This window comes from Streptomyces sp. NPDC060209, assembly GCF_042728155.1.
In the GTDB taxonomy this organism is placed as follows: domain Bacteria; phylum Actinomycetota; class Actinomycetes; order Streptomycetales; family Streptomycetaceae; genus Streptomyces.
Genome location: NZ_JBHWZS010000593.1, coordinates 1 through 1,044, shown reverse-complemented (window position 1 = coordinate 1,044; position 1,044 = coordinate 1). Strand labels below are relative to the sequence as shown.

At 70.9% G+C, this 1,044-nt stretch carries 1 protein-coding gene and 1 pseudogene; both read left to right on the top strand.

Going from position 1 to position 1,044, the window contains the following annotated elements; genetic code table 11:
- A pseudogene (locus tag ACFWFI_RS42785) lies at positions 1 to 384 on the top strand (transcriptional regulator); the annotation flags it as partial.
- An 87-nt stretch (positions 385 to 471) separates the two neighbouring features.
- A complete protein-coding gene (locus ACFWFI_RS42780) occupies positions 472 to 1,002 on the top strand; it encodes an NUDIX domain-containing protein (RefSeq protein WP_387401396.1) in 531 nt (176 codons plus the stop codon).
- Positions 1,003 to 1,044 lie beyond the last annotated feature (42 nt).

Here is a 1,044-nt window from a genome sequence, read left to right as displayed (position 1 = left end):
GGCCGTATCCGGAGCGGAGGCGAACCGGACGAGACGGGGTACGTCCAGCCGGGCCTCGTCAACATCCAGGTGGCCGAGGCGCTGCTGTGTCTCGGGGATCTCGCCGGCGCCCGGGAGCACGCGGCGGCGGCCGTACGCTCCCCGGCGCACGATCGCGGGACCGTGCACCGGCTCGCCATGCTCACCCATCTCGAACTGCTCCAGGGAGAGGCGGACAAGGCGGCCGGCACGGCCTCGGAAATGGCGGAACGCGCCCGCGGCATGGAATCCCAGCGGCTCCGGGACCGGCTGCGCTCCGTACGGGAGCATCTGGCCGCGAGCGGCAGTGCCGACGCCGAAGCGGCGGCAGTTCTCATCGACGGGGCGCTGCGCGTGCCCCTGTGAGCCTCGTCCCAGGAGCCTCCACGCGTTCCCCTGCGGGGCGGACCCTGCTCCGATGTTGCCATCGACCAGTCGGAAGGTGGCAGAACTGTGCAGTGGACGAACTTAAACGAACAGACCGTGTACGAGAATCGCTGGTTCCGGGTCAATCTGGCGGATGTCGTTCTCCCCGACGGCCGGCATCTGGACCACTTCCTCATCCGGCTCAGGGCCGTCGCCGCCGCGACCGTCGTCAACGAGGCCAACGAGGTCCTGCTCCTGTGGCGGCACCGGTTCATCACCGACAGCTGGGGATGGGAGCTCGCCGCGGGCGTGGTCGAGGACGGCGAGGACATCGCCGCCGCGGCGGCACGGGAGATGGAGGAGGAGACCGGCTGGCGCCCCGGCGAGCTGCGCCCGCTGATGACCGTGGAACCGGCCAACGGCCTCGTCGACGCCCGTCACCATCTCTTCTGGTCCCGGCAGGCGACGTACACCGGTCATCCGGCGGACGACTTCGAGTCCTCGCGCCGGGAGTGGGTCCCGCTCAAACTCGTGCCCGACATGATCGCGCGCGGCGAGATACCGGCGGCCAGCATGGCGGCAGGCCTGCTGATGCTCCATCACATGCAGCTGGGCTGACGGCACATGGCTCCGCGGCGGGCGAGCCGGGCGGACCGGGCC